Raw genomic sequence first — 667 nt, 5'->3', positions numbered from 1 at the left:
CCCGAAGGAACGCGCCTCAACTGAATCGCGCCACTCTTTCCGTGGCGTAGGGCCCAACGACAACAAACTCAACCCTTCGTTGATGGAGGCGATATATGAAACTCTCTTTCCGTGGCAACACCTTTGACTACGTTCCTGCGCATACTCAGCTCAGCGATGAGGAGTTGCAGGCTCAGTATCGCGGTCAAACCTTCTGGGCGCATCACACCAGCAAGAAAGCGATGCCTCACCCTCATCAGCCCCTGACCTACCGGGGCGTAAGCTACTGAGGTGAATACTGTTTGCCCTTGTAGGTGAGGTGGGGATCCTCTGAAAATCTCCATAAGGGCTGGATAAAGACTGGGCGGCCCCGTTTGGGGTCGCCTTTTGGGGCAAAACAACTGGAGCAAAACAACACCTCTAGAAGAGATGGCTTAGCCCAGCCAGTTCAGATTCTCAAGCAAGATCGATATCCATCGATATCTTCTCGATATCTTCGTCCGCCAGCTTCTCTCCCCGTCTAGTGACCTGAAGGATTGCGTCGAGGCTGCCTGGGGACAGGTTCTATGTCTTCTGGAGTGGGTTTGCTGGAAGGGTGAGGTGGACCTTGCCAAGGTTGACCTCAAAGGGAGGAGCCAAATCGGTCGCAAGTGCTGGGGGACAGTCAGCAACAGCTGGGCTGTCGGGG

1 protein-coding gene is annotated in these 667 nt (G+C 54.9%); it reads left to right on the top strand.

Annotated elements, in window-relative coordinates:
• Window positions 1-95: 95 nt before the first annotated feature.
• Window positions 96-269 (top strand): DUF4278 domain-containing protein, encoded by a 174-nt coding sequence (locus NW819_RS07625; protein WP_414374634.1) that lies wholly within the window; start codon window positions 96-98, stop codon window positions 267-269.
• Window positions 270-667 lie beyond the last annotated feature (398 nt).

It is taken from the genome of Synechococcus sp. R8-2 (genome assembly GCF_047461715.1).
Taxonomy (GTDB): Bacteria; Cyanobacteriota; Cyanobacteriia; order Thermostichales; family Thermostichaceae; genus Thermostichus.
This window is presented reverse-complemented; position numbering and strand designations above follow the sequence as displayed.

Coding starts and splice junctions, on each gene's coding strand:
- NW819_RS07625 (WP_414374634.1), top strand. CDS start 96: ATGAAACTCTCTTTCCGTGGCAACACCTTTGACTACGTTCCTGCGCAT.